Here is a 25,274-nt window from a genome sequence, read left to right on the forward strand (position 1 = left end):
ATGACGAATCCCATTTACCCGCGCGACCTGAAAGGGTATGGCCGCGACCGGCCGCAGGCGAACTGGCCGGGCGGCGCCCGCGTGGCCGTGCAGTTCGTGCTGAACTATGAAGAAGGCGGCGAGAATTCCATCCTGCACGGCGATGCCGGCAGCGAGCAATTCCTCTCCGAGATGTTCAATCCGGCCGCCTTCCCGGCCCGCCACCTGTCGATGGAAGGCATCTACGAATACGGTTCGCGCGTGGGCGTGTGGCGCATCCTGCGCGAGTTCGAGAAGCGCGGCCTGCCGCTGACGATCTTCGGCGTGGGCATGGCGCTCGAACGCTGCCCCGAGGTGACGGCCGCCTTCGTGGAGCTGGGCCATGAGATCGCCTGCCACGGCTGGCGCTGGATCAGCTACCAGAACGTGGACGAAGCCACCGAGCGCGAACACATGGCGCTCGGCATGGAAGCGATCAAGCGCCTGACCGGCGAGCGTCCGCTCGGCTGGTACACGGGCCGCGACAGCCCGAACACGCGCCGCCTGGTCGCCGACTATGGCGGCTTCGAATACGACAGCGATTACTACGGCGACGACCTGCCGTTCTGGCTGAACGTGCGCAAGACCGACGGCACGCGCGCGCCGCAACTGGTGGTGCCCTACACGCTCGACTGCAACGACATGCGCTTTGCCCTGCCCCAGGGCTTCTCGCACGGCGACCCGTTCTTCCACTACCTGAAGGACGCGTTCGACGTGCACTACGAGGAAGGGGCCGAGACACCGACGATGATGAGCATCGGCATGCACTGCCGCCTGCTGGGCCGGCCGGGCCGCCTGAAGTCGCTGCAACGCTTCCTCGACTATATCGGCCAGCATGACCACGTGTGGGTCGCCCGCCGCGTCGACATCGCGCGCCACTGGAAAGAGGCGCACCCATTCAACCCTGATACCGCTTTCGCTTGGGACTGATATGCTGACCCTGGAACAATTGAACGATGCCTCGCAGGCCGAATTCACGGCCCTGCTCGACGGCGTCTATGAACACTCGCCGTGGATCGCCGAGCACACGTGGCACGCCCGCCCGTTCGCCAGCCTCGCCGGCCTGAAGCGCGCGCTGATCGAAACGCTGCGCAACGCGCCGCGCGAAGCCCGCCTGGGCCTGATCAAGGCCCACCCGGAGCTGGCCGGCAAGGCGATGGTCACGAAATCGCTGACCGCGGAGTCCACGAATGAACAAAGCAAGGCCGGCCTGACCGATTGCACGCCGGAGGAGTTCCAGCGCATCCAGCAGCTGAATGCCGACTACAACGCCAAGTTCGGCTTCCCCTTCATCCTCGCCGTGCGGGGTCCGCGCGGCCTGGGCCTGGACCGCCACGAGATCATCGCCACCTTCGCGCGCCGCCTGAATAACGGACCGGAATTCGAATTCGACGAAGCGTTGCGCAACATCCACCGCATCGCCGAAATCCGCCTGAACGACAAGTTCGCCACCGAGCCGACCTTGGGCAACCTGGTGTGGGACTGGCACGAGGAACTGGCCAGGCACACGGAACCCGGCTATGCCGAGCGCGGCGAACTGTGCGTGACGTATCTGACCGATGCGCACCGCGCCGCCGCCCGCGAGCTGGCGACCCGCATGCGCGAGGAATGCGGCTTCGATGAAGTGTCGATCGATGCCGTGGGCAACGTGGTCGGCGTCTACCATGGCAGCGACCCGCAGGCGAAGCGCCTGCTGACCGGCTCTCACTACGATACCGTGCGCAACGGCGGCAAGTACGACGGCCGCCTGGGCATCTTCGTGCCGATGGCCTGCGTGCGCGAACTGCACCGCGCCGGCCGCCGCCTGCCCTACGGCATCGAGGTGGTGGGCTTCGCCGAAGAGGAAGGCCAGCGCTACAAGGCCACCTTCCTCGGTTCCGGCGCCCTGTGCGGCCAGTTCGACAAGACCTGGCTCGACCAGGTCGATGCCGCCGGCGTGCCGATGCGCGACGCTATCGCGAACGCGGACCTCGACATCTCCGCCATCGATGCGCTGCAGCGCGACGTGTCGCGCTACCTGGGCTTCGTGGAAGTGCACATCGAGCAGGGCCCGGTGCTGAACGCCCTCGACCTGCCGCTGGGCATCGTCACGTCGATCAACGGCAGCGTGCGCTACGTGGGCCAGATCACCGGCATGGCTAGCCATGCGGGCACCACGCCGATGACGATGCGCCGCGATGCCGCGGCCGCCGCAGCCGAGCTGGTGCTGTACACGGAGAAGCGCGGCGGTGCCGTGGAAGACCTGGTGGCAACGGTGGGCATGCTGGAAGTGCCGAACGGCTCGATCAACGTGGTGCCGGGCCGCTGCCGCTTCAGCCTGGACGTGCGCGCCACCACGAACGAGGTGCGCGACGCGGCCGCGGAAGACATCCGCAACGAACTGAAGGCCATCTGCGACCGCCGCGGCCTGCAATACACGCTGGAAGAAACGATGCAGGCCGATGCCGCGCCGTGCGCACCCGACTGGCGCGCGCGCTGGGAAAGCGCCGTCGAGGCGCTGGGCCTGCCGGTCTTCCGCATGCCGAGCGGTGCGGGCCACGACGCCATGATGCTGCACCGCGTGATGCCGCAAGCCATGCTGTTCCTGCGCGGCCTGAACGCCGGCATCAGCCACAACCCGCTGGAATCCATCACGAATGACGACACGGAACTGTGCGTGCGCGCATTCCAGAACCTTCTCAATCAACTCGCAACGGACCTGACATGACCACTTCCAATCCCTACGCTTCGCTCGACGCCTGGATCGACGCCCATTTCGACGAGGAAGTGCGCTTCCTGCAGGAGCTGGTGCGCGTGCCGACCGACACCCCGCCGGGCAACAACGCGCCGCACGCCGAGCGCACCGCCGAGCTGCTGAAGGCCTTCGGCTTCGAGGCCGAGCAGCACGCCGTGCCGGCAGAGCGCACCCGCGCCGCCGGCCTGGAAACGATCACCAACCTGGTCGTGCGCCGCAAATACGGTGAGGGCCGCACCGTGGGCCTCAACGCCCACGGCGACGTGGTGCCGCCGGGCGAAGGCTGGACGCAGGACCCGTACGGCGGCAACGTCGTCGACGGCAAGCTGTATGGCCGCGCCGCCGCCGTGTCCAAGTGCGACTTCGCCACCTTCACGTTCGCCACCCGCGCGCTGGAATCGCTGGGCAAGCCGCTCAGGGGCGGCGTGGAACTGTACTTCACGTACGACGAGGAATTCGGCGGCGAACTGGGCCCGGGCTTCCTGCTCGAGAACAAGCTGGTCAAGCCCGACCTGCTGATCGCCGCCGGCTTCAGCTACCAGGTCGTCACGGCCCATAACGGCTGCCTGCAGATGGAAGTCACGATCCACGGCAAGTCCGGCCACGCGGCCGTGCCGGAAACGGGCGTCGATGCGCTGCAAGCCGCCACCAGGGTGCTGAACGCGCTGTACGACCAGAATCGCCAGTACAAGGAAGTGCGCAGCAACGTGAAGGGCATCAACCACCCTTACGTGAACATCGGCCTGATCGAAGGCGGCACGAACACCAACGTGGTGCCGGGCAAGGTCGTCATGAAGGTCGACCGCCGCATGATCCCGGAAGAGAACCCGCTGGAAGTCGAAGCGGCGCTGCACAAGGTGATGAAGGAAGCCGTGGCGGACTGCCAGGGCGTGACGATCGAGATCCGCCGCATGCTGCTGGCCAATGCGCTGAAACCGCTGGACGGCAACGTGCCGCTGGTGGACGCCCTGTCGCGCCACGCCACCGCCGTGTTCGACGAGGAAATCGGCGCCGCCGGCACCCCGCTGTACACGGATGCCCGCCTGTTCGGCGAAGCCGGCGTGCCGGCCGTGCTGTACGGCGCCGGCCCGCGCACCGTCTCGGAATCGAACGCCAAGCGCGGCGACGAGCACATCGTGCTGGAAGACCTGCGCCGCGCGACCAAGGTCGTGGCGCGCTCGCTGTTCGATCTGCTGGACTGAGCTTCTTTCAGTTAGCGTGATGATGGAAAGCCCGGCCTCGCGAGAGGGCGGGCTTTTTTCATGCGGCTCGCCCCGATGTGAGTTGGTGAGATGCGATTTGCAAGCACGCGCAGGCGGTACGGAGACGTGTTCTTCGTTGAGGATTGGTGTTAATGTTGCACTTTTCACCACGTGGGAGCCACCATGTTCAAGAAATTTGCCGCCGAAGCCCTCGGCATCAGCGATATCGGCGTCATCGTCGGGCCCGCCGACTACAACAAGGTCGACGCGGACGATTACCTGTTCACCGAGGATGGCGAAAAGATCTTCTTCCTCATCAAGAGCAAGAAGGATGAATACTGCTTCACGAACCTGGCGCTGATCCACGTGGACGGCGACTCGGCCGTGTCGTCGAAGCGTTCGATCAAGCGCTACGAGTACGCGTCGCACCGCATTTCGGACGTCACCATCGAGACCGCCGGCACGATCGACATGGATATCGAGCTGAAGTTCAGTGTGGACGACCTGGAGTTCTCCATCGACGTGAAGAAGAGCTTCATCGAACAGCTCAAGGATGTCTACAAGGCCCTGGTCACGATCGGCAAGCAGCAACGGCGCGACGAGGTGTGCCGCGAAAACGCCTTGCAGGCGCTGGAGGCGACCGCGTCGGTGCACAAGCTCAATATCGCCCCCGATGGCGGCACGCTCACCAGCCAGTTCAACGCGCTGCTGGCGGCGCTCAATACCGCGGTGCTCGATACGCATACGAAGCGCGATTTCAGCGATGTGTTCGCGAAATACATCCACAACTGAACCGTCCGGGAAGGGCCACCGCGACCGGCTGGTGGCTCCCCCCTTTCCCGCCCCACTGGCTCTTCAACCCATGGCGCGATCGGGCAACAATGGGCCTTCCCGCAACCGGAAAGGAACACCGTGCACTGCCCCAGCCACTTCCGCGAAGAGCGCCTGGAAATCCTCCACGGCCTGATCCGCGCCCATCCGCTCGCGACCTTGGTGACCTCCGGCAGCGGCGGCCTGATGGCGAATCTCGTTCCGTTCTCGCTGCACGCCGGCGGCGAGCACGGTACCCTGCGGGCCCACCTCGGCTGGAGCAACCGCCAGGTCGAGGCGTTGCGCGAGGGCGCCGCGGTGCTGGTCATCTTCCAGGGCCCCGAATCCTATGTATCGCCGGCGTGGTATGCATCGAAGGCGGAACATGGCAAGGTCGTGCCAACCTGGAATTTCACCATGGTGCAGGTGCGCGGCAAAGCGCGGGTCATCGACGACCCGGCGTGGATTCGCACGCAGCTGGAAGAGCTGACGGGCAATCACGAAAACGCTCGCGAGCACCCCTGGACGGTTGCCGATGCGCCGGCGGCCTTCACCACGGCCCTGATCGGGGGACTTGCCGGCATCGAGATCCCAATCGAGGCGATCGAAGGCAAGTACAAGCTCAGCCAGAACCGAACGCCCGCGGACCGCATGGGCGTGATCGAAGGCATGCGCGCCGAAGGCACCGCCGCCGCGATGATCGGCCTGATGGATGAAGCGCGCTGCTGATCGCGGGCGTCCGCGCAGCCCGCTACTGATACACTTGCGGACCTCATCGCGAATCACCTGAGCAAGACCATGAAAAGCAGTTCGAACAGCGGCCTCGTCTACTCCACCGAAACCGGGCGCATGTGCCCCGATTGCCGGCAACCCGTGGCGGCGTGCGCCTGCAAGGCCATGCCCGCCATCCTGGGCGACGGCGTGGTCAAGGTCTCGCGCCTGACGAAGGGCCGGGGCGGCAAGACGGTAACCGTCGTCAAGGGATTGGCGCTCGACGCCACCGCGCTGGCCGTGCTGGGCAAGCAGTTGCGCACCGCGTGCGGTTCCGGCGGCACCGTCAAGGATGGCGTGATCGAGGTGCAAGGCGACCACTGCGACACGGTGATCGAGGCGCTGAAGAAGCTTGGCCACCAGCCGAAACGCGTCGGTGGCTGAGTCGCTGGGGGACCGGCTACAATTGCCGGCGGCAGGAAGGCACAGGGCCTTCCCGAAACCGACAAGGAAACAGGGTCCCAGATGAAAATGATCTTCCTCGCAGCGGCGGCAGCGATCGGCGTGCCCGCAATGGCCGCGCCGGCAGCCCCCGTGCAGACGCGCGACGTGCCGGTCAACCAGTTCATGGGCAACCGCCTGCCCCTGCCGATCGCGCTGAATGTTCCCGTGCCGGTCGAATACGGGCCGGCGAAGATCCAGAAGATCGGCTATTCCTACTGGATGCGCCCGGCGGACGCCGCGACGGCGAGCGCCGACAACCTCCCAAGCCGGAACGGCTACATGTATGGCTCGATGGCCACCGCTGTCACGTATGACGCGCGCCACCGCGTGTTCTACGGCATCGACGATCCGGGTTCGCTGACCAAGATGAAATCGGCCGCCACCAATATCCAGGTCAAGCCGTTCAAGGACGCGAAGCATCCCGCCGTGCTGGTATCGATGGTCAGCCGGACGACCGGCCAGCCGGCCTACTTCATGTACATGGCGACCGGCAGGAAGAACGAAGTGTTCTACCTCGCCTTCCGTGCTCCGGATGGGCGGCAGGACGTAGGCGACGCCGTGTGGGCGAAGCTGGCCGCAGCCATCAAGTGAACATCACGCGCGGCGGCGCTAGCCGCGTTGCCGGATGCTTCAGCTGCTGAAGATCTTCAACAGCATCACGGCCGGGGCAAGCGCGTGGATCTTCCGCCCAACCTTGGCCGCCTCGATGATCTCGACCAGTTCCTCGTACTTGTCCGCCTGCCGCTCTTCCAGGTTCGTCATGTTCATTGTCCAGCGCACGAAGGTACGGGCCGCCGCCGGCTGGTTGTAGAGCAGACGCAGGTCATGGTGGCGCGGGTCCTTCGCGATCCTGGCGTACAGCGCATCGAGCGTCGACGCGGGACCTTCGAGGACTTGCATGAACCAGCCGCCGTTGTAGAACAGGCTGCCCGTGACGTCCTTCGTGGCGTTGTTGGCCTTGGCCTGCTTCCAGATGGCGGCCAATTCTTCTTTGGGCATCTTGCCGTTCGACTGGCTGAGGTAGACGAGTTGGTGCAGTGACATGATGAAGGGTGCTGAAGTTAGGAGCAAAATTGTTTCCGTGTGGAATATATCTCACTTCAGATCGGCGCGTGGGAGAAACATGCGATACCGTTGGCCCGGCGCGACGCCCCGCCGGCCCGCCTGCATAACGCCTCCTTAACGCGCCTTGCACTATGCTTGGCGCATCGATGGATCGGGGAGAAGGTGCGTGAACGCGCGGTGTCGAACATTTCACGTCCTGGCGGTGGTTGCCTGGGCCGTCTGCATTGCCTGCCTGCTCTGGCTGCCATTGCGTTACCTCATGCCGCCGGCTGGGGTCGGGGACCATCGCATCGGGCTGCTGGGGACGTTGCTGCTGACATTCGTCATCCTGATGGGTGGCTGGGCCGGGTTCCGTTCGATCTGCGCGTTCTTCCACGCCGACGAATGACCGGCCCGTGGCCCGGCAGCGATTGCGCTGGATAGCGGCGTGAACGATGGCCGGCGAAAACCGGGTGTCAGCAATGATCCAGCGCGCGCACCATGTAGACCGCACGATCGCCATAGCTGGCCAGCCGGGAAAGCTGCCGTGCATCAGGCACCGGCCGCGGCGCATACCCGTGCCTGGCCCAGTAGTCGCTGGAATCCTGCACGGAAACCAGCGCGGTATGGCGCAATCCCCACGCTCTTCCTCCCTCCCATAGCGCTTCGAGCAATGCCCGCGCCAGTCCCTGGCCGGCAAACGCCGGCAGCACCGCCATGTCGTGCAGGTAGAGCGTATCGGGCACCCCGTCGGTACGCTCGAAATCGCCGTGCAGCGGGGTCACCTTGCCGAGCGACGACCGGTATGCAGCCAGGTAGCCGCACACCCGGCCATCGCGCTCGATCACGAGCGAACAATTGGCCGGGCTGGCCAGGCGGCGCGCGTAGACCTCCCCGCTTTCGATGAAAGCGGCGTCGTAGCAGGCTCTCTGGATGTGCAGCAGGGCCGGCAGGTCGTCGCGCCGAAGCATGCGCGGCGCCTCGGTCGCGGGACAAAAGATAGTGGCATTGCGCATACGGCTCGGGACCGGACGATATCGACAGGGCGAAGGTTGTCAGTCCGGATTCTTATAGCTGGGCCGTGGATTCTAAACGAGAACGAAGCGGCCGCAGGCTTACCCTGCCATGCTGGTTGCGCGGAAGGGTCGCACCGGCGCCCAGGGGGGATGAAACCGACAGGCACAATAACTGTTTGATAAGCCGTTAAAAGCCCGTTAATATTGTCGAGTTTGCATGTCGAATCGACAGCAAGCGCGGCCGACGGTGCTGCCTGCTCTCCCGTGGACTGCCAGGCACACCTGCTGGGTGTGGCCGCAACCTGACTTTCCCTCGAAACCAAAACAAACCAGGAATGGAAATGACCAAACAACAGAAACTGGTCGGCCGGATCGCGGCCGCCCTTGCCGGCTGCGTCGTGGCCTCGGCAAGCCATGCGGGCACTTTCTCCGACACGTTGCCGCAGTTTTCCGGCTCCGGCGCGAACACCGTGCAAACCGTCGGCGTGTTCACCTTCGACCTCGCCGGCCAGGCCGTCACTTCCGCGCGCATCGATGGCACGTTCGGGAACAGCCTCGTCAGCTCCACGTCGGTGCACTCCGTGTTCGCGGACGGCATCCTGGTCGCCAGCTGCTCCGACAAGACCGCGTTCTGCTGGACGACGGGCCCGGAAGCCTGGAGCTATGAATTCACGGGCGCGGAACTGGACATCTTCGCCGACGGCCAGGTGGTCCTCACCACCGAGCAGACCGACTGCTGCACCGTGCGCCTCGGCACGACGACGCTGTCGGGCGTCACCTCGCCGGTACCGGAACCCGAGACGTTCGGCATGCTGATCGCCGGCTTGGGCATCCTCGCCGCCCTGAAGCGCCGCCGGGGCTGATCGCCGGCGAAAAAAAAGGCGCTGTTCGCGGACGCTAGGCTTTCCCGTAATCACGGAACTTCTGAATCCGGTCGCTGTCAGTAGCGGCCTGAGCCTTGCTTGCCCGGCGCCACCCCGACGGCCAGCCAGTGCGACGGCGTGGTGGGCGCGCCAGCGTCCAGCACGCGTTGCCAGCCGGTGTAATTGGCCAGGTAGCGGCTGGCTACACCGTTGAACCGGCGCAGCCATGTCTTAAAGCGGCTATGCCAGCCGTTAACATTTTGAATGTGGATGGCCTCTCGAACCCTCTCGCCGCGCTGCACGTTGACTGATTCGTGCGTGATGCCGGCCTGCCGCGCGAACGCCTGGTAGGCAATGGCGCCATCGCTGATGAGAATGACGTCCCGCGCCATTACGGGCAACAGGTGCTTGGCCAGTTGCCCCGCGCTGACCGGTCCGCGCCCGGTCACGAAGTCGTACGTGAGCTTGTTGCGGTCGCGGGCGACGAGAATGCAGTCGAGCTCGCGGCTGGTGCCGCGCCGGGTCGCCTTGCCGCCGCGCTTGCGGGCCGGGCGGTCCAAGTGGCGCGATCCCTTCTGCGATTCCAAATGATAAGTTTCATCGGTCTCCACGACCGTTGACAATTCGGGGCGCCGCTCCCGCCGGACGGCGGCAATGAACCGGTGCCGCCATCGAAAACTGGTCGACTTCGCCACCGCCACGCGTTTGGCCGCCGTGCGCACTGTCGTTGATTCGATCAGGCATTGCAGGTACGCCAGCCATTTGTCGCGCCGCTTGAGGTGGGCCAGGGGCGTGCCGGTCAACGCGTTATAACTGCTCCGGCATCCCATGCACCGATAGCGTTGCAGGCCGTTGGCCTTGCCGCTGCGATGGCAATGAGAGCAGGCGCAATGCGGGCAAGGGGGTCTCCCCGCCGCCGCCTCGATCAGGGCGACGCACTGGCCAGGGTGTGTGACGGTGGCCAGGAATTCCCGCAAGGTCGCTACTTCTCCCGCTGCCAGCTGGAGCTGGGACAACGCCTTAAACACCACCCGGAAATCCGCAGTCCCCATTTCGGCCTCCTGATATGCATGAAGTAGCTCAACAGGAGATCAGACAGGGTTTCGCGGTGGAAGTTCCCCAAGCATTGGCGAACAGCGCCGAAAAAAAAGGACAGGCCCCACGCCTGTCCTTTCTCCCCCATCTACAGCAAAAAACTCCTCACTCCACGCGCACCACGTGCAGCAGGTTGGTCTTTCCGGCCGATCCGGACGGATAGCCGGCGATCACCACCACGTCGTCGCCAAGCGTGGCAAGCCCACGTTTGATCGCGACGTTCGGCGCGTCGGCGATCATGCCGCCCAGCGTCGTCGCTTCGTCGAACTGCATCGGATGCACGCCCCAGGCCATGGCCAGCCGGCGGGCGATCGTCACGTGCGGCGTCAGCGCCAGGATCGGCGTGTTCGGCCGCTCGCGGCTGGCGCGCAGGCAGCTCGCACCGGACATCGTGTACGTCACCGTGGCGGCCGGGTTCAGCAAGCGGTCGACGCGGCGCAGCGCGCAGCAGATCGCATCGGCGGTCGTCGCGGTCGCGGGCGAGTGGCTCGCATCGAGGCCGCTGCGCCACAGCGGGTCCTGCTCCACTTCCGTGATCACATTGTCCATCACGGCCACCGCCTCGGTCGGGAACTGGCCGGACGCGGATTCGGCGGACAGCATCACCGCGTCGGCGCCCTGGTAGATCGCGGTCGCCACGTCGGAGACTTCGGCGCGCGTCGGCACCGGCGAGGCAATCATCGATTCCAGCATCTGCGTCGCCACCACCACCGGTTTGCCGGCAGCCCGGGCAGCATGCACGATGCGGCGCTGCAGCACCGGCACCTGGTGCGCCGGGAGTTCCACGCCCAGGTCGCCCCGTGCCACCATGATGCCGTCGGACTGGGCCACAATCCCTTCCAGCGCGTCGATCGCGGCCGGCTTTTCCAGCTTGGCCATGATCCATGCCTTGTCGCCGACCAGCGCGCGGGCTTCCACCAGGTCTTCGGGACGCTGCACGAACGACAGCGCCACCCAGTCCACGCCCAGTTCCAGGCCGAAGGCCAGGTCGGCGCGGTCTTTCTCCGTGAGGGGAGAAATGGGCAGCACCACGCCCGGCACGTTCACGCCCTTGCGGTCGGACAGCACGCCGCCCGTCAGCACGGTCGTATCCGCGTGTTCGGGGCTGCACGCATCCACGCGCAGGCGCAGCTTGCCGTCGTCCAGCAGCAGGTCGGTGCCCGGCACCAGGGCGGCGAAGATTTCCGGGTGCGGCAGGCAGGCCCGCGCCGCATCGCCTTCGGCCGGATTCAGGTCGAGGCGGAATTTCTTTCCCTCGACGAGCTGCACCTTGCCGCCGGCGAGCCGGCCGATGCGCAGCTTCGGCCCTTGCAGGTCCATCAGGATGCCGATCGGGCGGCCGACTTCCTTTTCCACCTCGCGGATCGTGCGGTAACGCTCCGCGTGGTCGGCATGGCTGCCGTGGCTGAAGTTCAGGCGGAACACGTCGGCGCCGGCCTTGGCCAGCGCGTGAATCGATTGATACGTGGAGCTGGACGGCCCGAGGGTCGCCAGGATCCGTGAGCGGCGCTTGCGCAGCATGCGTTCTCCAAATGTTCTAGTTTTGATGCGGCAGAGATCAGAGCAGCAGGATCGCCCGGAAATCGTTCACATTGGTGAGTGTGGGTCCGGTGATCAGTGCGTCGCCCAGCGCGCCGAAGAAACCGTGCCCGTCGTTGTTGTCCAGGCTGTCGCGCGGGCGGATGCCGTGCGCCCATGCCCGTGCCAGCGTGTCCGGGCCGATGAAGGCACCGGCCACTTCCTCGGCGCCGTCGACGCCGTCGGTGTCGGCCGCCACGGCATGCAGGTCCGGCGCGCCATCGAGCGCAACGGCGAGGGCCAGCAGGAATTCGACATTGCGCCCTCCCCGGCCTTTGCCGCGCACGGTCACGGTGGTTTCACCGCCGGACAGCAGCACGCACGGCGGCTTGATCGGCTGGCCATGACGCTGGACCTGCAAGGCGATACCGGCCATCACGCGCGCCACTTCTCGCGCCTCGCCCTCGATGCTGTCGCCCAGGATCATCGGCGTCACGCCGGCGTCCAGCGCCACGGCGGCTGCCGCTTCCAGTGCCTGCTGCGGCGAGGCGATCATGTGGGTGGTGACGTTTTCCAGGCGGCGGTCGCCCGGCTTGACCGTTTCGCCGTCGCCGGACTCCAGCAGGCGGCGCGCGCCGGCCGGCAGCTCGATGCCGTAGCGCTTGACGATGGCCAGCGCATCGGCGCAGGTCGTCGCGTCGGCCACGGTCGGGCCGGAGGCGATGTCGGCCGGGTGGTCGCCCGGCACGTCGGAAATCAAGAGGTTGACCACGCGCGCCGGATAGCAGGCCGCGGCCAGCCGGCCGCCCTTGATGGCGGACAGGTGACGGCGCACGCAGTTCATTTCGGTGATCGTGGCGCCCGAGGCCAGCAGCGCGCGGTTGATCGCCTGCTTGTCCTCCAGCGTCACGCCCTCGCCCGGAAGCGGAAGCAGCGAAGAGCCGCCGCCGGAGATCAGGCAGATCACCAGGTCGTCGCTCGTGAGCCCCTGCACGGTTTGCAGGATGCGTTCGGCGGCCTGGCGGCCGGCGGCGTCCGGCACCGGATGCGCCGCCTCGAGGATCTCGATGCGCTCACATGGCACGGCATAGCCGTAGCGCGTGACGACGACGCCCTCGATCGGCCCCTTCCAGTGCTGTTCCAGCGCCTGGGCCATGGCCGCCGACGCCTTGCCGGCGCCGATGACGATCGTGCGGCCCTTCGGCGCGGGAGGCAGGTAGCGACCGATGGTCAGCGATGGCTGCGCCGCGTTCACCGCGGCGGTAAACATGGCCTGCAGCAGTTCACGCGGCGCGCTGATCATTTCGAGTTCCCTGCCTGCTGGCCGATCTCGAAGTTCGCCATCACTTCCAGGGCCCGCACCATGGCGGAGTGGTCCCAGGCGCCGCCGTCGCGCGCTGCGCAGGCGTTGAACAGTTCCTGCGCGGTCGCGGTGTTCGGCAGCGACATGTTCAGCTGGCGCGCGGTGGTCAGGGCCAGGTTCAGGTCCTTGCGGTGCAGGTCGATGCGGAAGCCCGGATCGAAGGTGCGCTTGATCATGCGTTCGCCATGCACTTCCAGGATGCGCGAGGAAGCGAAGCCGCCCATCAGGGCTTCACGCACGCGTGCCGGATCGGCGCCGGCCTTGGCGGCCAGCAGCAGCGCCTCGCCCACGGCTTCGATGGTCAGCGCCACGATGATCTGGTTCGCCACCTTGGTGATCTGGCCGTCGCCGTTGCCGCCCACCAGCGTGATGTTCTTGCCCATCAGCTGGAACAGCGGCTTGACGGTTTCGAACGCCTTCTCGCTGCCGCCCACCATGATCGTCAGCGAAGCGGCTTTCGCGCCCACTTCGCCGCCGGACACGGGCGCATCCAGGTATTCGCAGCCCAGCGCGTTGATGCGCCTGGCGAAATCCTTCGTGGCGACCGGCGAGATCGAGCTCATGTCGACCACGATCTTGCCGGCGGTCAGGCCCTTCGCCACGCCGTGTTCGCCGAACAGCACGTCTTCCACGTGCGGGGTATCCGGCACCATGACGAAGATGATGTCGGCGGCCTTGGCCACGTCGGTGCTGCAGGCTGCCACGCTGGCGCCGGCTTCGATCAGGTTCGACGGGGTCGGGGTCTGCGAGTACGTGAACAGTTTATGGCCGTTGTCCGCCAGGTGTTTCGCCATCGGGGCGCCCATGATGCCCAGGCCGATGAAACCGATATTTGCCATGATGTTCTCCTCTGTGTTCTCTTCAGTCGTGTGAATTACTTAACGTTTTCCAGCCAGGCCAGGCCCTCGCGGGTATCGCCGGCAGGCTTGTACTCGCAGCCGATCCAGCCGTCGTAGCCGATCTTGTCGATGTGGCGGAACAGCCAGGCGTAGTTGATCTCGCCCGTACCCGGTTCGTTGCGGCCCGGGTTGTCCGCCACCTGGATGTGGCCGATGCGGCCCAGGTGCCGTGCCAGCGTGGCACCCAGCTCCCCTTCCGTGCGCTGGGCGTGGTACACGTCGTACTGCACGAACAGGTTGTCGGAACCCACTTCATCCAGCAGGCGCAGCGCCTGCTCCGTGCGGTTCAGGTAGAAGCCGGGGATGTCGTAGGTGTTGATCGGCTCGACCAGCAGGCGGATGCCCGCTTCCTTCAGTTTCGCGGCGGCGTACGACAGGTTGTCCACCACGGTCCGGCGCAGGACTTCCTCCGAAACGCCGGCCGGCGCGATGCCGACCAGGCAGTTCACGGTGCGGCAGCGCAGCGCGGTGGCGTATTCGATCGCGCGGTCCACGCCTTCGCGGAATTCCTGCACGCGGTCCGGGTGGCAAGCGATGCCACGCTCGCCTTTTTCCCAATTACCGGCCGGCAGGTTGTGCAACACCTGCGTGAGGCCGTGCTGTTCCAGCTGCGCCGCCAGTTCTTCCTTGGCGAACGGGTAAGGGAACAGGTACTCCACTCCCTTGAAGCCCGCGTCGGCCGCGGCCTTGAAGCGTTCCAGGAAGGGCAGCTCGTTGAAGAGCATGGTCAGGTTGGCTGCGAAACGTGGCATAACTTTCTCCTCTTATTTCAGGTTGCGCTTGGCAACGGCGGTCGGTGCGTCGCCTTCTTCGGTGGCCAGCGCCTCGAATTCGTTGATGGCGTTGATCTCCGTGCCCATCGCGATATTCGTCACGCGCTCCAGGATGATTTCGACGACCACCGGCACGCGGAATTCGCGCATCAGGGCACGGGCCTTTTCGAAGGCCGGCTGGATCTCGGCGATTTCGCGAACGCGGATCGCCTTGCAGCCCAGGCCTTCGACGACGGCCACGTGGTCCACGCCGTACACGCCCAGTTCCGGCGCGTTGACGTTCTCGAACGCCAGTTGCACGCAGTAGTCGATGTCGAAGTTGCGTTGCGCCTGGCGGATCAGGCCCAGGTAGGCGTTGTTGACCACGACGTGCAGGTACGGCAGGTTGAATTGCGCGCCCACGGCCAGTTCCTCGATCATGAACTGGAAGTCGTAGTCGCCCGAGATCGCCACGACCTGGCGTTCCGGATCGGCGGCGCACACGCCCAGGGCAGCCGAGATAGTCCAGCCCAGCGGGCCGGCCTGGCCGCAGTTGATCCAGTTGCGCGGCTTGTACACGTGCAGGAACTGCGCGGCGGCGATCTGCGACAGGCCGATCGTGCTGACGTAGCAGGTATCGTGGCCGAATGCCTTGTTCATCTCTTCATACACGCGCTGCGGCTTGATCGGCTCGTTGTCGAAGTGCGTCTTGCGCAGCATGGTGCGCTTGCGCTCCTGGCACTCGGAAACCCACTGCGAACGGTCCGGCAGCGCGCCCAGCGCGTCCAGGCCGCAGGCCACGTTGATCAGCTGGTCCAGCGCGGCGCCCGCGTCGGAGACGATGCCGTAGTCCGGGCCGAACACGCGGCCGATCTGTGTCGGTTCGATGTCGATGTGCACGAACTTGCGGCCTTCCGTGTACACGTCCACCGAGCCGGTGTGGCGGTTGGCCCAGCGGTTGCCGATGCCGATCACGAAGTCCGATTCCAGGATCGTCGCATTGCCGTAGCGGTGCGAGGTCTGCAAGCCGGCCATGCCCGCCATCAGCGGGTGGTCGTCCGGCAGCGCGCCCCACCCCATCAGCGTGGGGATGACCGGCACGTTGACGATTTCGGCGAATTCCTGCAGCTTGGCCGCCGCGTCGGCATTGATCACGCCGCCGCCGCACACGATGACCGGGCGCTTGGCCGCGTTCAGCATTTCCAGCGCCTTTTCAGCCTGGGCGCGGGTCGCCGCCGGCTTGTACAGCGGCAGGCTTTCGTAGGTCTCGATATCGAATTCGATCTCGGCCATCTGCACGTCGAACGGCAGGTCGATCAGCACCGGGCCAGGGCGGCCGGAACGCATGATGTGGAAGGCTTGCTGGAACACGCGCGGCACCAGCGCCGGCTCGCGCACCGTCACGGCCCACTTGGTGACCGGTTTTGCGATCGATTCGATATCGACTGCCTGGAAGTCTTCCTTGTACAGGCGAGACCGAGGAGCCTGGCCGGTAATACAGAGGATAGGTATCGAATCGGCCGATGCGGAATACAGGCCGGTGATCATGTCGGTACCGGCCGGGCCGGAGGTGCCGATGCACACGCCGATATTGCCGGCCTTGGCGCGGGTGTAGCCCTCGGCCATGTGCGAGGCGCCTTCCACGTGCCGTGCCAGCACGTGCTTGAAGCCGCCGTCCTTCTTCATCGCCGAGTAGAATGGGTTGATTGCCGCTCCCGGCACACCAAACACCGTGGATACACCTTCCTTGCGCAACACTGCTGCTGCTGCATCGATCGCTCTCATGCGGGCCATGCTCGTCTCCTGGGGTTCATGTCAATGGGTCCAGCATACGGAGATGCCCACAGGTATTGAATTGCTGCTAGTATTCGATCAGTCGATACTTGGAGTACTGGATGGACCGCTATACTGAAATTCGCAGCTTTATCCTCGTGACCGAAAAAGGCAGCTTCGCCGCCGCCGCCGTGGCCGAGGGAGTCACACCCGTCGTGATGGGGCGCCGCCTGGACGCCCTCGAACGCCGCCTCGGCGTGCGCCTGATGCACCGCTCCACGCGCGGCCTCACGCTCACCGCGCTGGGCGAGCAATTCATCGAACCCTGCCGGCAACTGTTGCGCGATTTCGACATCGCCGAGAACAGCATCAGCGCCGGCCGCGCCACCGTGCGGGGCCACCTGGTGGTTTCCGCGCCCGCGGCCTTCGGCCGCTCGCACGTGGCGCCGCACGCGCCTGGCTTCCAGGCCAGCCACCCGGAGCTCAAGATGTCGTTCAACCTGACCGACAGCGTGGTCGACCTGGTGCGCGAGGGCTACGACATGGGTATCCGCATCGGCGAAGTCACCGATCCTAACTACGTGGCGGTGCCGCTGTTCCCGAACCGCCGCGTGGTCTGCGGCACCACGCAATATTTCGAACGCCACGGCATTCCGCGCACGCCCGAAGACCTGGTGCGCCACAACTGCCTGGCGTTCAACCTGCAGGGTGGCCAGCAGCGCGGCTGGACCTTTCAGAACGAAGGCAAGCCATTCGCCGTGCGCGTGGACGGCGACCTGTCATGCAACGATGGCGAACTGCTGTTCGACTGGGTCAAGCAGGGGCTGGGCATCGGCTGGCGCTCCACGTGGGAAATCCAGGCCGAGCTGAAACGGGGGGAACTGGTGACCGTATTGGATGAATATGCGGTGCCGAGCTATCCGATCCAGGCGGTATATCCGCAGCAGCGGTATCTGCCGGCGAAGATACGGCATTTCATCGATCACCTGAAGCAGGTGTATAACGCGCCGGGGTATTGGGAGAAGGCGCGGAAGGGGTGACGTGGATGGTCGCGGACCGGGGCTTGGGAGGATGGAACGCTGTGGTCGCGGACCAGGCTTCGGGAAAACCGGTGTCTGACACCATTTCCGGAGGAAATGATGTCAGACACCGATACTTCCGCGCCGCGTGAGGAGTGGTGTCGCACATTTTTTCGCGCAGCGAAAAAGTGTCCGACACCGGTTTTCTCTAGAGCTCGCCACATATCAAAACTTCGCGACAGCCGCCGGCCCCTCCAGCCGCTTCACGACGATATTCCGATAAAACGTCTCGGCTCCCTCCGACTGGATCGAAAACTTCCCGCGCGCGAGCGGCACCGCCTTCCCATCCACCTTCTGCAAGGAATTCTCGCCCCGGAACACCTCGTGCCCATTGACGATGTGAATGAGCGTCTTCCCGTCGGCGATCACTTCCATCGTGTTCCACTCCCCGGTCGGCTTCTCGTGATTCCCCTTCTTCAGGATGCGGGCCGCCAAGCCCGTGCGCAAGGGCAGCGAGGGCTCATACCGGAAGAACTTCCAGTCCCCCTGGTTCGCGTCGCCCACGCGCGCGTCGACCGTTACGCCATCGAGACTGTGGTAGTCGCCGCAATCGCCTTCCTGGATCTGGAATTCATGGCTGCGCATCCAGTGCCCGCTCTGCGCGCCCTCCGGGCCCACGGCGTAGTACAGCAAGCCGCTGTCGCGCGGCGCCTGCAGCCGCGGCGACCATTTTTTCTCGCCCCACTTCACGTCGAATTTGAGATGAAAGTTGTCGTACTCGCCGGTGGTAGAGACGGCGCCCCACTCCTCGCCCGATACGCGCAGCATGCCATCGACGACCGAAAACACCTTCTTCGGGTCGTTGTTCGCGCCGCGCACCGAGGTCGGCACCTTCATGTTGTCGGACGTCGGCTGCATGCTGACCCACGTCGTCCAGCCACCCAGGTCCTTGCCATTGAAGAGGGATTTCCATTCGCCGTCGGCGGCGAAGGCGGAGGCGGAGGCACCGAGGGCGATGGCGGCGGTGAGCAGGCCCAGGCGGGCGTTACGAAGGATGGTCATGTCGTCGGCTATGATGGGATGGTAGCGCAATCCTACCGTGGCGGAAGCGCGCTGGCTATCACGGAATCGGCATCTTTCCGCGCGGGCCGCGCCAGCGCATGCCTGCCGATTTCGTTATAAATTTTTCCGATTTTCTACCACTCCCGGAATTTACCGAATGCTACTATTCCCGACATAACAAAACGGAGACAGCCACGATGAGCACCATTGTCATTGGCAGGGGGGTAGTCGTATCCCAGGGGGGCCGCGAGGAGCGCAACGAGCGCCAGGGGCCGGCCCGCACGGGCATCGCCACGCAGGCGGAATGTGCCAATTTTTTTGCCGATCACGGCATCTCCACGCCCAGCGCGCTGTTCGACACGCTGCCGGACATGCACTACTTCGCCAAGAACCGGGCCGGCCAGTTCGTATGGGGCAACCGCCTGCTCCAGGACCAGCATGACCTGGGGAACGTGAACGACATCCTCGGCAAGACGGACCACGATTTCTTCCGGCGCGACATCGCCGACCGTATTCGCGCCGACGACCTCTCCGTGATGGAACGGGGCGTCACCGTCAAGAACAAGCTCGAGGTGCTGGGCAGCGCCAGCGGCGAACTCACCTGGCTGTTCACCACCAAGGCGCCGATCCGCGATCGCCATGGCGAGATCGTGGGCATCGAAGGCTTCTCGCGCGACGCCAAGCGCTCGCAGGACGTGATCGCGCCCTTCCATGAATTCCGCGCCTGCATCGAATACGTGCAGGCGCACCTGATGGAAAACATCAATATCGAGCACCTGGCGCGGCTGTCGTGCATGTCGCTGTCCACGTTCGAGCGCAAGTTCAAGCAGCACTTTTCCCTCACGCCGAAACAGTACATCCTGCACCTGAAGGTGCACGAAGCCTGCCGCCTGCTGCCGCAGATGAACAATATCGCCCGCGTGGCGGCGGAAACGGGTTTTGGCGGGCAAAGCTATTTCACGAAGCAGTTCCGCACCGTGGTGGGCATCACGCCCAAGCAATACCAGCTGTCGCTGGCCGGCCGCGGCGCCAATGCGCGCCGGCCCCGCCCCGCCCCCGCCTGACCGCCGATTACCCAAGAGCCGCCCGAGCGGCCTGCAAGACTGGCTTGAAATCGTTGTCTTGATTTGTTGTCTTGATTCATTCGTTTGTCTTTTTGGAGGAGACCCATGTTGAACCGTGGAGACGAAGGGCCGCGAGAGCCCGACGGCGCACGCCGCTCCGCCCTGCTGCATATCGGAGCATTGGGAGCGCTGTGCGGGCTCGCCCTGTCGGGCGATATCCTGGCCGCCGTCGCCGCGCCGAAAGGCGCGAAGCTGGAACTGCTGAGCGCCGACGAACTGGCGCTGACGGGCGTGCTGGCCGAGCTGATCATCCCGCAGACGGATACGCCGGGCGCCCTGGCCGTTGGCGCGCACCGCACCATCGACCACCTGCTGAAAGCTTGCGTGCTCGAGCCCGAGCAGGCGGCGTTCCGCGCGGGGCTGGCGCGCATCGACGACGTGGCCCGGTCCAGCGCCGGCAAGCGTTTCACCGCCCTGCCCCATGCGCGCCAGGTCGCCCTGCTCACGAACCTCGACAATGGCGCCGCGCCGTTCAACGGCGAAGACCAGCGCTTCTTCCGCCAGCTGAAGGGCTATGTGGCGTTCGCCTACTACACGTCCGAAGCGGGCGCCTCGAAGGAACTGGCCTACCTGCCCGTCCCGGGCGGCTTCACCGGCAACGTCAAAATCAACCGCTCCACGCGTACCTGGGCACTGTGAACATGGAACCTGTCTCGTCGTTTTACATCAAGACCAGCCCGGAAACGTTCGACGCGATCGTCGTCGGCTCCGGCATCACGGGCGGCTGGGCCGCCAAGGAACTCACCGAACGCGGCCTGAAGACGCTGATGGTCGAGCGCGGCCGCCCGGTCGAACACGGTGTCGACTACATCGGCGAAAACAAGGCCCCGTGGGAGATGCCGAACCGCGGCAAGGTCGACGCGAAAGTGGCCGAGGAACAGTACTTCAACCAGAAGATGTGCTACGCCTTCGACGAGCACACGCAGCAATTCTTCAACAACGACCGCGACATGCCGTACTCCACACCCGAGGGACGGCCGTTCAGCTGGATACGAGGCAACCAGCTCGGCGGCAAGTCGCTGATGTGGGCGCGCCAATCCTACCGCTGGAGCGACCTCGACTTCGAGGCAAACCTGAAGGATGGCCACGGGGTCGACTGGCCGATCCGCTATGCCGACCTGGCGCCGTGGTACAGCCACGTGGAACGCCACGTCGGCATCAGCGGCAGCAAGGAAGGCCTCGCGGTGCTGCCGGACAGCGAATTCCTGCCCGCCTTCGATTTCAACACGGTGGAAGCGGCGCTCAAGCGGAAGTTCGATGCGAAGTACGCGCCGGCCCGCATGATCATGGGCCGCACGGCGAACCTGCGCACGCCCGGCGAAACGCAGCTCGCGCAAGGCCGCGGCCAGTGCCAGGCGCGCAGCCAGTGCCACCGCGGCTGCTCGTTCGGCGCGTATTTCTCGACGCAGAGTTCCACGCTGCCGGCAGCGGCGGCGACCGGCCGCCTGCGCATCGCCACCGACAGCATCGTCCACAGCGTGATCCACGATCCGAAGACGAACCGCGCGACCGGTGTGCGCATCATCGATGCCCACACGCTGGAGATGCGCGAATTCCATGCCAAGGTCGTGGTGCTGTGCGCATCCACGCTGGCATCGACGGCGATCCTGCTGAACTCCACGTCGGAAACCTTCCCGAACGGCCTGGCCAACTCGTCAGGCGTGCTGGGGCACTACCTGATGGACCACCTGTTCGGGGCGGGCGCCAACGGCCGCGTGGAAGGATTCGAGAACGATTACTACCAGGGCCGCCGCCCGACGGGGCCGTACATTCCGCGCTTTCGCAACGTGCTGGAGAAGCATCCGCAGTTCCTGCGCGGCTATGCGCTGTCGGGCGGCGCCGGACGCGAGGGCTGGACGTCGGCCGCCTACAAGCCCGGCTTCGGCAAGGACTTCAAGGCCATGATCAGGAAGCCCGGGCCCTGGCGCTTCGGCCTGGGCGGCCAGGGGGAGATGCTGCCCCGCTACGAGAACATGGTGAGCCTGCACCCGACGAAAAAGGACAAGTGGGGCATGCCGCTGCTGCACATCGACTGCACCTATTCGGACAACGACCGGCGGATGCTGCAGGATATCGCCGATACGGCGGCCAATATCCTCGAAGACCTGGGCCTGAAGGATGTGAAGAAGCATGTCTCTTCGCCGGAAGACTGGCCGCCCGGCCTGTCGATCCACGAAATGGGCACGGCACGCATGGGGCGCGACCCCAAGACGTCCGTCCTGAACGGGTTCAACCAGGCGCACGACGTGCCGAACCTGTTCGTGACGGACGGTGCCGCCATGGCGTCGTGCGCCTGGCAAAACCCGTCGCTGACGTTCATGGCGATGACGGCGCGGGCATGTGCCTACGCGGTGAACGAGCTGAAGGCCGGCCGCATCTGACCAACCAACAGGAGACGAGATGAAAACGATCAAACTCACGGCACTGCTGGCCCTCCTCGGCGCAGCCTCGCTCGCGCAGGCGGCGCAACCGAAGCTGGGTGTGCAATTGTGGTCCGTCAAGGACGAGATCAAGCAGGACTTCGAAGGCACGCTCGCGAAGATCGGCAAGCTGGGCTTCCAGGGCGTGGAATTCGCCGGCGAGTTCGGCCCTTACAAGAACGATCCTGGCGGCCTGAAAGCGTTCCTGGACAAGAACAAGCTGCAATGCGCGGGCGCCCACATGCATTTCGACGCGCTGGCCGACGAGCGCTTCGAAGCCACCACCGCCTTCTACAAGGTGCTGGGCTGCTCGAACCTCGTGATCTCGATGGATGCGCGCGGCAAGACCGTCGAGGGCAGCACGGAGATGAGCAAGCAGCTGACCGCCCTTTCCGGCAAGCTGGCCGGCAAGGGCATGCGCATCGGCTACCACAACCACGCGGAGGAATTTGCCGGCGCGGTGGGCAGCACGCCATGGGACGTCATCGCGAAGAACACGCCGAAAGCCTCGATCATGCAGCAGGACGTGGGCTGGACGACGTATGCCGGCAAGGACCCGGTTGCGTACGTGAAGGCCTATCCGGGCCGCACCGTCAGCACGCACTTCAAGGCCAAGCTGGCCGAAGGCACGGCCGGCACGCCCATCATCGGGCAGGACAAGACCGACTGGGCGGGCCTGGCGCGCGCCGTCGGGCAGGTGGGCGGCACCGACTGGATCATCATCGAGCAGGAGGAATACCCGAACGGCATGGGCCAGCTGGAATCGGTCGCCGCATCGCTGAAGGGCTTGCAGGCCGTGCTCGCCAAGCTGCCCAAGCCATGAGCCTGGCCGTTCGCTTCCACCACGTCGTCAAGGAATTCGGCCCCGTGCGGGTGCTGCACGGCGTCGACTTCGCGCTCGAGGCGGGCCGCGTGGTGGGCCTTCTCGGCGAGAATGGCGCCGGCAAGTCGACCCTGATGAAAATCCTCGCCGGCTACGAGCGCCCTACCGCCGGGCAATTGGTCGTCGATGGCGAGGAACGCCGCTTCGCCAGCGCCCGCGAGGCGGAGGCCCTGGGCATCGCGCTGATCCACCAGGAATTCAACCTGGCCGAGCACCTGACGATCGCCCAGAACATCTTCCTTGGCCACGAAAAGACGCGCGGCTGGCTGCTGGACCGCCGCGCCATGGCGGCCGAAGCCGCGCACTATCTCGCCCAGGTGGGCTTGAAGGCCGATCCGGAAACGCCCGTTTCCGAGCTGATCGTCGCCGAGAAGCAGCTCGTCGAAATCGCCAAGGCGCTGTCGCGCAAGGCGCGCCTCCTGATCATGGACGAGCCGACCGCCACGCTGTCGCCGGGCGAAACGGAAAAACTGTTCGCGCTGATGGCGCGCCTGAAGAGCGAAGGCGTGACCATCGTCTACATCTCGCACAAGCTCGACGAGATGGAAGCGCATACCGATGAAGTGGTGATCATGCGCGACGGTAAATTCGTCACCCGCGCCAATACGGCCGACGTGAACCGGCAGCAGATGGCCAACCTGATGGTCGGGCGCGACGTGTCGGACATGTTCCTGGCCAAGGAACCGGCGGCGGCCAATGCCCCGGTGCTGCTGGGCGTGCATGGGCTCACCGTGCCGGGCTGGGTCGAGAACCTCGGCTTCGACGTGCGCGCCGGCGAAATCCTCGGCTTCGCCGGGCTGGTGGGCGCCGGGCGCACGGAGGCGTTCGAAGCCATCGTCGGCCTGCGCGCCAGGAGCGGCGGCACCATCGCCATCGCCGGCAAGGAAGTGAAGATCCGCAGCCCGCGCGACGCCATGCACCATGGCCTCACCTACCTGAGCGAAGACCGCAAGGGCAAGGGCCTGCACATGGACCTGGGCCTGCGCGAGAACCTGACGATGATGACGCTGGAGCGCGATGCGAAACCCTGGGTCGATCCGAAGGCCGGCCGCGCGGCGCTGGATGAGGCGATCGCCGATTTCGGCATCCGCCTGCGCGACCCCGAATGCGCCGCCCGCTCGCTCTCGGGCGGCAACCAGCAAAAGCTGGCGCTGGCGAAATACCTGCGCCCCGGCCCGCGCGTGATCGTGCTGGACGAACCCACGCGCGGGGTGGACGTGGGCGCCAAGCGCGACATCTATGCGCTGATCCACCGCCTGGCCGCCGAGGGGCGCGCCGTGGTTGTCATCTCTTCCGAGCTGATCGAACTGATCGGCCTGTGCCACCGCGTGGCCGTGCTGCACGGCGGGCGCCTGAACGCCGTGCTCGGCGCCGACCAACTCACCGAAGAAAACCTGATCTCCCATGCAACCAACACCCACCACTGATCGGGGCGAGCTCTCCCCCCCGTCCCCGCCCACGTCCACCCGCGCTGCGGGCACGGGTTTCCCGGCTTTGCGCCTGAAGGGCGCGGGGCCCGTCGTCGCCCTGGTCCTGCTGTGCATCGCCGGCGCCTTGCTCAATCCGGAATTCGCCACGTTCGACAACCTGATGAACGTGCTGACCCGCACCGCCTTCATCGGCATCATCGCCGTAGGCATGACGTTCGTGATCGCTTCCGGCGGCATCGACCTGTCGGTCGGCTCCATGGCGGCCCTGATCGCCGGCGTGATGATCGTGGCGATGAACGCCCTCGCCCTCGGGCCGTCACCGCCCTCTCCCGTGGCCACCGTCGTCCTCGGCATCGCCCTGGCGCTCGCGTTCGGCGCATCGGCGGGCTTCGCGCACGGCTTCCTCGTCACGCACGGCCGCATCGAGCCATTCATCGTCACGCTGGGCACGCTGGGCATCTTCCGCGCGGTGCTCACCTGGCTGTCCGACGGCGGTGCGATCACGCTCGACTACAACCTCTCCGAGAGCTATGGCCCAGTGTATTACCAGAGCGTGCTGGGCGTGCCGATTCCCGTCTGGATCTTCGCCCTGGTCGCCGTCGCCGGCGTGGTGATCCTGAACCGCACACCGTTCGGGCAGCACGTGCAGGCCATCGGCTCGAACGAGCAGGTGGCACGCTACGCATCGATCCGCGTCGACCGCGTCAAGACACTGACTTACCTGCTGCTGGGCGTCTGCGTGGCGATTGCCACCATCCTGTACGTGCCGCGCCTGGGCTCGGCCACGCCGACCACCGGCATCCTGTGGGAGCTGGAGGCGATCGCCGCCGTCGTGGTGGGCGGCACGTCGCTGAAAGGCGGCGCCGGGCGCATCATGGGCACCGTCGTGGGCGCCATTCTGCTGTCCGTGATCGGCAATATCCTGAACCTCACCAGCATCATCAGCGTGTACCTGAACGCCGCCGTGCAGGGTGTGGTGATCATTACCGTGGCCTACCTGCAGCGCGGCCGCCGCTAGTTTCCAGAAAGAGGAC

25 protein-coding genes are annotated in these 25,274 nt (G+C 65.6%); 16 read left to right on the forward strand and 9 right to left on the reverse strand.

Translation table 11 applies throughout. From position 1 onward, the window contains the following. The 7 genes from puuE (at window position 1) to V6Z91_RS25250 (ending at window position 6,570) form a co-directional block, all read left to right on the forward strand. Entirely contained in the window at window positions 1-948 is a 948-nt protein-coding gene (gene puuE, locus V6Z91_RS25220; protein ID WP_338762736.1) for an allantoinase PuuE, read from the forward strand. Between the two features lies 1 nt (window position 949). Further along, a complete protein-coding gene (gene uraD, locus V6Z91_RS25225) occupies window positions 950-2,725 on the forward strand; it encodes a 2-oxo-4-hydroxy-4-carboxy-5-ureidoimidazoline decarboxylase (RefSeq protein ID WP_338762739.1) in 1,776 nt (591 codons plus the stop codon). After that, complete coding sequence (locus V6Z91_RS25230) at window positions 2,722-3,954, forward strand: ArgE/DapE family deacylase (RefSeq protein WP_338762741.1); 1,233 nt, start codon at window positions 2,722-2,724, stop codon at window positions 3,952-3,954. Before uraD ends, V6Z91_RS25230 begins: the two co-directional genes overlap by 4 nt. A 183-nt stretch (window positions 3,955-4,137) precedes the next feature. Continuing rightward, window positions 4,138-4,746 carry a PH domain-containing protein gene (locus tag V6Z91_RS25235; protein ID WP_338762743.1) on the forward strand — a complete coding sequence of 203 codons (609 nt, stop codon included), beginning with the start codon at window positions 4,138-4,140 and terminating at the stop codon, window positions 4,744-4,746. 120 nt (window positions 4,747-4,866) lie between these two features. Then, complete coding sequence (locus tag V6Z91_RS25240; RefSeq protein ID WP_338762745.1) at window positions 4,867-5,493, forward strand: FMN-binding negative transcriptional regulator; 627 nt, start codon at window positions 4,867-4,869, stop codon at window positions 5,491-5,493. Window positions 5,494-5,562: 69 nt separating this feature from the next. Then, on the forward strand, window positions 5,563-5,919 hold the full coding sequence (locus V6Z91_RS25245) for a translation initiation factor Sui1 (RefSeq protein WP_338762748.1): 357 nt from the start codon (window positions 5,563-5,565) through the stop codon (window positions 5,917-5,919). 81 nt (window positions 5,920-6,000) lie between these two features. Beyond that, window positions 6,001-6,570 (forward strand): hypothetical protein, encoded by a 570-nt coding sequence (locus V6Z91_RS25250; RefSeq protein ID WP_338762751.1) that lies wholly within the window; start codon window positions 6,001-6,003, stop codon window positions 6,568-6,570. A 39-nt stretch (window positions 6,571-6,609) separates the two neighbouring features. Here the strand turns inward: V6Z91_RS25250 and V6Z91_RS25255 are convergent, their stop codons facing one another. Then, window positions 6,610-7,023, reverse strand: coding sequence for a BLUF domain-containing protein (locus tag V6Z91_RS25255; protein WP_338762754.1), 414 nt, complete (start codon window positions 7,021-7,023; stop codon window positions 6,610-6,612). A gap of 187 nt (window positions 7,024-7,210) precedes the next feature. On the opposite strand from V6Z91_RS25255, the gene V6Z91_RS25260 reads away from it, so the two are divergent. Next, window positions 7,211-7,432, forward strand: a complete 222-nt coding sequence (locus V6Z91_RS25260) for a hypothetical protein (RefSeq protein WP_338762757.1) — start codon at window positions 7,211-7,213, stop codon at window positions 7,430-7,432. 67 nt (window positions 7,433-7,499) lie between these two features. On the opposite strand, the gene V6Z91_RS25265 is transcribed toward V6Z91_RS25260, so the two are convergent. After that, complete coding sequence (locus V6Z91_RS25265) at window positions 7,500-7,994, reverse strand: GNAT family N-acetyltransferase (protein ID WP_338762759.1); 495 nt, start codon at window positions 7,992-7,994, stop codon at window positions 7,500-7,502. Window positions 7,995-8,380: 386 nt separating this feature from the next. On the opposite strand from V6Z91_RS25265, the gene V6Z91_RS25270 reads away from it, so the two are divergent. After that, entirely contained in the window at window positions 8,381-8,902 is a 522-nt protein-coding gene (locus V6Z91_RS25270; protein ID WP_338762762.1) for a PEP-CTERM sorting domain-containing protein, read from the forward strand. 77 nt (window positions 8,903-8,979) lie between these two features. Here V6Z91_RS25270 and V6Z91_RS25275 read toward each other — a convergent pair whose 3' ends face one another. From V6Z91_RS25275 to gcl, 6 genes are all read right to left on the reverse strand, one after another. Next, window positions 8,980-9,954, reverse strand: a complete 975-nt coding sequence (locus tag V6Z91_RS25275; RefSeq protein WP_338762765.1) for an IS1595 family transposase — start codon at window positions 9,952-9,954, stop codon at window positions 8,980-8,982. Between the two features lie 148 nt (window positions 9,955-10,102). Beyond that, on the reverse strand, window positions 10,103-11,518 hold the full coding sequence (gene pyk, locus V6Z91_RS25280; RefSeq protein ID WP_338762768.1) for a pyruvate kinase: 1,416 nt from the start codon (window positions 11,516-11,518) through the stop codon (window positions 10,103-10,105). Window positions 11,519-11,555: 37 nt separating this feature from the next. Beyond that, window positions 11,556-12,818 carry a glycerate kinase gene (locus V6Z91_RS25285; RefSeq protein ID WP_338762771.1) on the reverse strand — a complete coding sequence of 421 codons (1,263 nt, stop codon included), beginning with the start codon at window positions 12,816-12,818 and terminating at the stop codon, window positions 11,556-11,558. Beyond that, entirely contained in the window at window positions 12,815-13,717 is a 903-nt protein-coding gene (gene glxR, locus V6Z91_RS25290) for a 2-hydroxy-3-oxopropionate reductase (protein WP_338762773.1), read from the reverse strand. The genes V6Z91_RS25285 and glxR overlap by 4 nt, the downstream gene beginning before the upstream one ends. A gap of 35 nt (window positions 13,718-13,752) precedes the next feature. Continuing rightward, window positions 13,753-14,529 (reverse strand): hydroxypyruvate isomerase, encoded by a 777-nt coding sequence (gene hyi, locus V6Z91_RS25295; protein ID WP_338762775.1) that lies wholly within the window; start codon window positions 14,527-14,529, stop codon window positions 13,753-13,755. Between the two features lie 12 nt (window positions 14,530-14,541). Further along, window positions 14,542-16,323 carry a glyoxylate carboligase gene (gene gcl, locus V6Z91_RS25300; protein ID WP_338762777.1) on the reverse strand — a complete coding sequence of 594 codons (1,782 nt, stop codon included), beginning with the start codon at window positions 16,321-16,323 and terminating at the stop codon, window positions 14,542-14,544. Window positions 16,324-16,424: 101 nt separating this feature from the next. Here gcl and V6Z91_RS25305 point away from each other — a divergent pair, with 101 nt between their 5' ends. Further along, the gene (locus tag V6Z91_RS25305) at window positions 16,425-17,342 is read left to right on the forward strand and encodes a LysR family transcriptional regulator (RefSeq protein ID WP_338762779.1); all 918 of its coding nucleotides are present in this window, start codon (window positions 16,425-16,427) and stop codon (window positions 17,340-17,342) included. 204 nt (window positions 17,343-17,546) lie between these two features. Here V6Z91_RS25305 and V6Z91_RS25310 read toward each other — a convergent pair whose 3' ends face one another. After that, window positions 17,547-18,383, reverse strand: coding sequence for a DUF1080 domain-containing protein (locus tag V6Z91_RS25310; RefSeq protein ID WP_338762781.1), 837 nt, complete (start codon window positions 18,381-18,383; stop codon window positions 17,547-17,549). A 197-nt stretch (window positions 18,384-18,580) separates the two neighbouring features. On the opposite strand from V6Z91_RS25310, the gene V6Z91_RS25315 reads away from it, so the two are divergent. From V6Z91_RS25315 to V6Z91_RS25340, 6 genes are all read left to right on the forward strand, one after another. Then, entirely contained in the window at window positions 18,581-19,447 is an 867-nt protein-coding gene (locus V6Z91_RS25315; protein ID WP_338762783.1) for an AraC family transcriptional regulator, read from the forward strand. 105 nt (window positions 19,448-19,552) lie between these two features. Continuing rightward, window positions 19,553-20,146, forward strand: a complete 594-nt coding sequence (locus V6Z91_RS25320) for a gluconate 2-dehydrogenase subunit 3 family protein (protein WP_338762785.1) — start codon at window positions 19,553-19,555, stop codon at window positions 20,144-20,146. A gap of 2 nt (window positions 20,147-20,148) precedes the next feature. Beyond that, window positions 20,149-21,888 carry a GMC family oxidoreductase gene (locus V6Z91_RS25325; RefSeq protein ID WP_338762787.1) on the forward strand — a complete coding sequence of 580 codons (1,740 nt, stop codon included), beginning with the start codon at window positions 20,149-20,151 and terminating at the stop codon, window positions 21,886-21,888. Between the two features lie 19 nt (window positions 21,889-21,907). Continuing rightward, on the forward strand, window positions 21,908-22,750 hold the full coding sequence (locus tag V6Z91_RS25330; protein ID WP_338762788.1) for a sugar phosphate isomerase/epimerase: 843 nt from the start codon (window positions 21,908-21,910) through the stop codon (window positions 22,748-22,750). Beyond that, window positions 22,747-24,237, forward strand: coding sequence for a sugar ABC transporter ATP-binding protein (locus V6Z91_RS25335; protein ID WP_338762790.1), 1,491 nt, complete (start codon window positions 22,747-22,749; stop codon window positions 24,235-24,237). Before V6Z91_RS25330 ends, V6Z91_RS25335 begins: the two co-directional genes overlap by 4 nt. Then, entirely contained in the window at window positions 24,215-25,258 is a 1,044-nt protein-coding gene (locus V6Z91_RS25340) for an ABC transporter permease (protein WP_338762792.1), read from the forward strand. The genes V6Z91_RS25335 and V6Z91_RS25340 overlap by 23 nt, the downstream gene beginning before the upstream one ends. The last annotated feature ends 16 nt before the right edge of the window (window positions 25,259-25,274 follow it).

The organism is Massilia sp. METH4 (genome assembly GCF_037094685.1).
Taxonomy (GTDB): Bacteria; Pseudomonadota; Gammaproteobacteria; order Burkholderiales; family Burkholderiaceae_D; genus Rugamonas.